The sequence below is a fragment of the Delftia sp. UME58 genome (assembly GCF_014170385.1).
GTDB lineage: Bacteria > Pseudomonadota > Gammaproteobacteria > Burkholderiales > Burkholderiaceae_C > Comamonas > Comamonas acidovorans.
Map to the genome: position 1 here is coordinate 22,071 of NZ_LZZV01000074.1, position 6,090 is coordinate 28,160.

The following is a 6,090-nucleotide window of genomic DNA, read 5'->3' on the forward strand; positions in this document are numbered from 1 at the left end:
CAACAATCCAAGGAGACAGGCATGGGTGCATTCAAGGAAGTGAGCAGGATTGCCGGCGCCTTCGTCGGCGTCATCGTCGGGGCGGGCTTCGCCTCGGGGCAGGAGATATTGCAGTTCTTCGCGGGCTTTGGCGCCATCGGCCTGGCGGGCTGCCTGGTGGCGGCCCTGGCCTTCGTCTTCCTGTCCATGGCGTTCTCCACCATGGGCCAGCGCCTGCAGGCCGGCTCGCACAAGGAGGTGGTGCAGGCCCTGCTGGGCCGGCATGTGGGCATGGTGTTCGATGTGCTGATCACCTTCTTCCTGTTTGCCATCACCGTGGTCATGCTGGCGGGCGCAGGCTCGCTGCTGCACCAGTGGCTGGGCCTGCCCGAGGTCTGGGGCAGCGTGCTGGCCACCGTGGCCACGGTGCTCATCGTCTGCCTGGACGTGGGCCGGGTGATCGCCTTCATCGGCGCCGTCACGCCGCTGCTGGTGTTCATGACCGTGGTGGTCGCCGGCTACGTGCTGCTGACGCCCCACGGCGACATGGCCGCGCTGGAGGCCGCCGCCGCCGCCCAGCCCCGGGGCGCCGGCCACTGGCTGGTGGCCGCGCTGCTCTACGTCTCCTACAACGTGGTGGCCGGCATGCCCTTCCTGGTGATCATGGGCGGGCAGGCCAGCTCGCGCCGCGTGGCGCTGTGGGGCGGCGTGGCGGGCGGGCTGCTGCTGGGCCTGCTGATGCTGATGATCGCGGCTGCGATGTACTGGCGCATGGACACGCTGGGCGGCCTGTCCATGCCCATGCTGTCGCTGGCCACGCAGATCTCGCCCTGGCTGGGGCACCTGATGTCGCTGGTCATCTTCGGCATGATCCTCAACACGGCCGTGGGCATGCTCTATGCCTTCGTGGCCCGCATCCTGCCGGCCGGCACGCCGCGTTTTCGCTGGGGCACGGGCGTGGCGGGCGTGCTGGCCCTGGGCGGCAGCTTCGCGGGCTTCATCACGCTGGTGGGCATGGTCTACCCGGTCTATGGCTACATCGGCTTCGCCCTCATGGCCTGCGCGCTGGTGGGCTGGCTGCGCATGGGCCGCAGGCAGGCGCCAGGGGCCGGCCTGCGCGGTGCCTGACGGCCGGGCCTGACCCTAGAATCGGGCGGTCGCCAGCCCCGATCGCCCGCTTCATGCCCAGCCCCCGCACCAGATCCAGCCCCAGGCCCCGCCCCAGGTCCAGCACTCTCCCCACGCCAGACCAGGTCCTCGCCGCCGTGCTGCCGGGCGCCCGCACGGCCGCCGCCATGCCTGCGGGCAAGCACGAAGTGGGCGCCAAGCTGCGCAAGGCGCGCAAGGAGCGTGGCCTGACGCTGCAGCAGGTGGCCGAAAGCAGCGGGCTGGCCGTGTCCACCATCTCCAAGGCCGAGCGCGGCCAGATCGCGCTGAGTTACGAGAAGGTGCTCATGCTGGGCAACGCGCTGGACATCGACATGACACGGCTGTTCATGGTCGGGGACGCCCAGCAGGCGGCCGGCGACACGCCCACCGTGGTCAAGGACTGCTTCGAGGACGTGCAGCGCTACGAGACCGACCAGTACCTCTACAGCGTGCTGTGCGGCGCCTTCCCGGGCAAGAAGATGCAGCCCCTGGTGGCCGTGATCAATGCGCGCGAGGCCGGCGAATTCTCGGAGACCATCCGCCATGCGGGCCAGGAGTTCGTGATGGTGCTCTCGGGCCGGGTGCGCATCCTGTTCGAGAACGGCGAATCGGTGGAGCTGGGCCGCCACGAGGCCGCTTATTTCGACAGCGGCGTGGGCCATGTGTATGTGAGCCTGAGCCGCCAGCCGGCCCAAGTCGTCTCTGTCTGCACTTGAAATGGTTAGCACCCCCTGAGCGGCTGCGCCGCTTCCCCCTCTCTCGCTACGCGGGAGGGGGACGACACCCTCGGTGCGGGGCGGCGCGGCCGGCATAGGCCCTTCCTCGGTGTCTCTGGCGTGGGGGTGCGCTAGTTTCATAGGTCGCGCCTCTTGTTTGGGGCGCAGGCCGTTTTTCTGGGGGAATCCTCGTGCCCGGCACGGCCGCCCCGGAGTTCCTACAATCGCTGCCCATGAGCCTGCCCCAGTACACCCGCGCCAAAGAGCTTCCCGCCATCCTTGCCAAGCGCCTCGTCATTCTTGACGGCGCCATGGGCACCATGATCCAGCGCTTCAAGCTGGGGGAGGCCCAGTACCGGGGCCAGGGCTACACGGGCCCCGGCAGCGTGGGCGACCGCTTCAAGGACTTCCCGCATGACGTCAAGGGCAACAACGAGCTGCTGTCGCTCACCCGCCCCGACGTGATCCGCGACATCCATGAGAAGTACCTGGCCGCCGGCGCCGACCTGATCGAGACCAACACCTTCGGCGCGACCACGATTGCGCAGGACGACTACCACATGGCCGATCTGGCGCGCGAGATGAATCTCAAGAGCGCCCAGCTGGCCCGCGCGGCCTGCGACAAGTACAGCACGCCCGGCCATCCGCGCTACGTGGCCGGCGCCCTGGGCCCCACGCCCAAGACGGCCAGCATCAGCCCCGACGTGAACGATCCGGGCGCGCGCAACGTGAATTTCGAGCAGCTGCGCCAGGCCTACCTGGAGCAGACGCTGGCGCTGATCGAGGGCGGCTCCGACGTCATCCTGGTCGAGACCATCTTCGACACGCTCAACGCCAAGGCCGCGCTGTTCGCGGTGGACGAGGCCTTCGAGCAAAGCGGCGAATGCCTGCCCATCATGATCAGCGGCACGGTGACCGATGCCTCGGGCCGCATCCTGTCCGGGCAGACGGTGACGGCCTTCTGGCACAGCGTGCGCCATGCCAACCCGCTGTCCATCGGCCTGAACTGCGCGCTGGGCGCGGCACTGATGCGCCCCTACGTCCAGGAACTGAACAAGGCCGCGCCCGAGACCTTCATCAGCTGCTACCCCAACGCCGGCCTGCCCAATCCCATGAGCGACACGGGCTTCGACGAGACGCCCGAGGTCACCAGCCGCCTGGTGCACGAATTCGCGTCCGAAGGCCTGGTCAACATCGTGGGCGGTTGCTGCGGCACCACGCCGGACCACATCGGCGCCATCGCCAAGGCCGTGGGCAGCACGCCCACGCGCCGCCTGTTCTACCCGGAATCGGCCTGATGGCCCGGGCGGAGCCTCTGACATGAGTTCGCCGCTGCCGCCCGTCCCGTCCCCAGCCGCAGGGCTGCCGCTGCCAGCGCCTGTGTCTATGCCTGTGCCCGGCCCGGCCGCTGGCGCACCGGTGGCGCCACAGGCACCGTCCGCTGCCGCGTCACCTTCCGTTCCCGTCACGCTGCCAGCGGCCACGGCCGTGCGCTGGTCGCCGGAGATGCTGCAAAGCCTGCGCCTGCAGGCCTTCGAGCAACTGGTGGCCCAGCTGGCGCGCCAGGTCCAGTCCAGCCCCGGCGCGCCCGCGCCGCAGTGGCCGGCCAGCGGCGTGTCCGAGGCGCTGGGCCGGCTGCTGGAGGCCTTGCTGGCCCAAGTAGGTACCCAGCAGGGCCAGGCCCTGCAACTGCTTGCAGCCCAGCCGGGTTCGGCGGCCTTGCTGCAGGCGCTGGCCGCCGGCACGACAGCTGGTACAGCACCGGCCGGAGGGCAAGCGCAGTCATCCCAGAGTCCGCAGACGGGGACATCGGCCTCTGCCCAGGCCGGCGCCGCGCCGCAGGCGGCGTCTTCCTCGCCTGCACTGCAGGCCGCAGCCTCCCTGCAGCCCTCTGCTGCCGCAGTGACGCTGGCCGTGGCAGCCGCCAAGGCCAAGGTGGTGGATGCGCTGCTGGCCGGATCGGGACTGGCGCCGCAGGCCGGTGCCAGCGCTGCTGCAGGCACGGCTGCGGGTGTGGGTGGCGCCACCCAGGCCCTGCCCGCGCTGCAAAGCTGGTGGGTGCAGCAGGGCACGCTGCTGACGCCGCAGGGTGAACGCGGCTTCACGCTGAGCCTGCAGGTGCCCCAGGCCTGGGCCCAGGCGCAGGGCGCGGCCATGGCGCTGGCGGCTGCATCGGCTTCCGCGCCCGGCACTGCCCATTTCATGCCCGCCGCGGCCCTGCCCGCGGGGGCTGCGCTGCCGTTGCCGGCCGGCGCACAGACTGCGGAGCAGGGCCTGCGCCTGCCGCTGGATGCATCGCTGCAATCGCTGGCCTCGGGGCCGGTAGCCGTGGTGCTGCAGCCGCGTGGCGCCGATGCGCTGCGCACCAGCGCCCTGCTGCTGCTGGAGCTGCAGCCGCTGCGCCAGCCCGGTGGCGCCATGGCGTCGCCGGCCGGGCTGGCCTCGGTGGCTTCGCTGTCGCCCGCGTTCGCGCAGGAAGTGCAGCAGATGCTGCAGCAGCGCAACGATCCCTGGCTGCACATGGCGGCGGCCCAGGCCTCGGGCGCGCTGCCGCGCGAGCGCCGGGCCTTCGAGCACCAGTCGCATTTCTGTACCACCGAAGGCTGCCAGTACCAGGGCCGCGCGCCCTGTGCCCAGCCCTTTTGCAGCGAGATGAACCGGCTTTGGGACGTGTCGCGCACCGAGCGCAGCCGCTGAGACCGGCCTTGCGAAACTGACCGGGCCTGACGGTGGCGTGGTCATCACCGGCCCCAGCTTTCATAATGCCGCCTGTTGCCCGCCATCTGCGCGGATGACGTCTTTGGCCGGGATGTTCAATGAATGTGCAGCGATCATGCTGTGTTCTGCATTCTGGCTGCCTCCAAGTCGCCGCTGGCCACCCGCCCGCTGCGCACCGTTCCAGCCACCTCCGTCGTGGCAATCCCCGTCGCCGTTTGCGCATGCCCCAGGGCCGCGCCGGTGTTGTGCCATTTTTCATTTCCAGGAACCCGTTCAGGATGCGTTGTACTTCCCGCTTGACCCTTGCCTCCCTCGCCATCGCCGCCGCCTTGCCCGTGGCCGCCCAGTCGACTGCCACCGGCTCCAACGTCACCATCAGTGGCTATCTGGACGCGGGCGTGTTCCGGGATTTCGACAAGACCAGCAAGCTGGGGACGATTCAGCGCAGCAACCTGGCCATTGCCGGCATCGAGGACCTGGGCGGCGGCCTGAAGGCCACCTTCCGGCTGAGCACGCGCTTCGATCTGGACACGGGCCTGACCGAGGACTATCCGAAGAAGCCCTTCTGGCATGACGAGTCCACCGTGGGCCTGCAGGGCAGCTGGGGCCATCTGCGCCTGGGCCGTGCGCTCAGCGCCATGTGGAGCCAGGAGTGGCAGTTCGATCCCTGGTCCAACTTCAACCGCATCGCCTCGCCGGCCTGGCACATGGCCCACTACCTGACGCCGACCGACCGCGCCAGCAACAACGGCTCGCCCGAGTACGGCCGCATGTCCAACGGCGTGTTCTACGACTCGCCCAAGTTCGGCGGTTTCTCGCTGCACCTGAGCGCCTCGCCCGAGCGCACCGAGGCGCCGGGTCGCCAGGGCCGTGCGCGCTCGGTGTCGGTCAACTACGACCAGGGCGCGGTGGCGGCCATGCTGGCGCATGAGCGCAACGGCAGCGGCGACACCGACCTGTACATGGGCGGCAAGTACCGCATCGGCACGGCAGCGGTGATGCTGGCCTATGACCGCAGCAAGTCGGGCACGCCCGGCACGGGGCCCGACAAGTCGCGCATGGTCTCGCTGGGCGCCACCTACGGCATCGGGGCGACCACGCTCAAGGCCAGCTATGCACGCCAGCGCCTGGACCGCGATACCAACAACATGCTGTCGCTGGGCGCCGAGTACGCGCTGTCCAAGCGCACCATGCTCTACACCAGCCTGGGCCATCAGCGCTACGAGAACCAAAGCTCGCGCACGGCTTTCGGCGTCGGGATGGCCCATTCGTTCTGATCACCGCGCCCCCGCGCTCCAAGGCGGCTTCAGTGCGCTTCCCGGCGGCCTGGCCGGCCGGGAAGCGCACTGAAGCCGCCTTGGAGCGCGGGGGCGCGGTGATCAGAACGAATGGGCCATCCCGACGCCGAAAGCCGTGCGCGAGCTTTGGTTCTCGTAGCGCTGATGGCCCAGGCTGGTGTAGAGCATGGTGCGCTTGGACAGCGCGTACTCGGCGCCCAGCGACAGCATGTTGTTGGTATCGCGGTCCA

At 69.6% G+C, this 6,090-nt stretch carries 5 protein-coding genes and 1 pseudogene; 5 read left to right on the forward strand and 1 reads right to left on the reverse strand.

Annotated elements, in window-relative coordinates; translation table 11 throughout:
• Positions 1-21: 21 nt before the first annotated feature.
• The 5 genes from A9976_RS19165 (at position 22) to A9976_RS19185 (ending at position 5,839) form a co-directional block, all read left to right on the forward strand.
• The gene (locus A9976_RS19165) at positions 22-1,107 is read left to right on the forward strand and encodes a hypothetical protein (RefSeq protein WP_183020322.1); all 1,086 of its coding nucleotides are present in this window, start codon (positions 22-24) and stop codon (positions 1,105-1,107) included.
• A gap of 53 nt (positions 1,108-1,160) precedes the next feature.
• Positions 1,161-1,844, forward strand: coding sequence for a helix-turn-helix domain-containing protein (locus A9976_RS19170; protein ID WP_183020323.1), 684 nt, complete (start codon positions 1,161-1,163; stop codon positions 1,842-1,844).
• A 233-nt stretch (positions 1,845-2,077) separates the two neighbouring features.
• A complete protein-coding gene (locus A9976_RS19175; RefSeq protein WP_034397648.1) occupies positions 2,078-3,142 on the forward strand; it encodes a homocysteine S-methyltransferase family protein in 1,065 nt (354 codons plus the stop codon).
• 22 nt (positions 3,143-3,164) lie between these two features.
• Entirely contained in the window at positions 3,165-4,541 is a 1,377-nt protein-coding gene (locus A9976_RS19180) for a Fe-S oxidoreductase (protein WP_183020324.1), read from the forward strand.
• Positions 4,542-4,840: 299 nt separating this feature from the next.
• Positions 4,841-5,839, forward strand: a complete 999-nt coding sequence (locus tag A9976_RS19185; protein ID WP_183020325.1) for a porin — start codon at positions 4,841-4,843, stop codon at positions 5,837-5,839.
• A 102-nt stretch (positions 5,840-5,941) separates the two neighbouring features.
• Here A9976_RS19185 and A9976_RS31770 read toward each other — a convergent pair.
• Positions 5,942-6,090 (reverse strand): annotated as a pseudogene (locus tag A9976_RS31770) (porin); the annotation flags it as partial.

Excerpts from the sequence above, each read along its gene's own strand:
- A9976_RS19170 (WP_183020323.1), top strand. The coding sequence starts at position 1,161 with ATGCCCAGCCCCCGCACCAGATCCAGCCCCAGGCCCCGCCCCAGGTCC.
- A9976_RS19165 (WP_183020322.1), top strand. The coding sequence starts at position 22 with ATGGGTGCATTCAAGGAAGTGAGCAGGATTGCCGGCGCCTTCGTCGGC.
- A9976_RS19180 (WP_183020324.1), top strand. The coding sequence starts at position 3,165 with ATGAGTTCGCCGCTGCCGCCCGTCCCGTCCCCAGCCGCAGGGCTGCCG.
- A9976_RS19175 (WP_034397648.1), top strand. The coding sequence starts at position 2,078 with ATGAGCCTGCCCCAGTACACCCGCGCCAAAGAGCTTCCCGCCATCCTT.
- A9976_RS19185 (WP_183020325.1), top strand. The coding sequence starts at position 4,841 with ATGCGTTGTACTTCCCGCTTGACCCTTGCCTCCCTCGCCATCGCCGCC.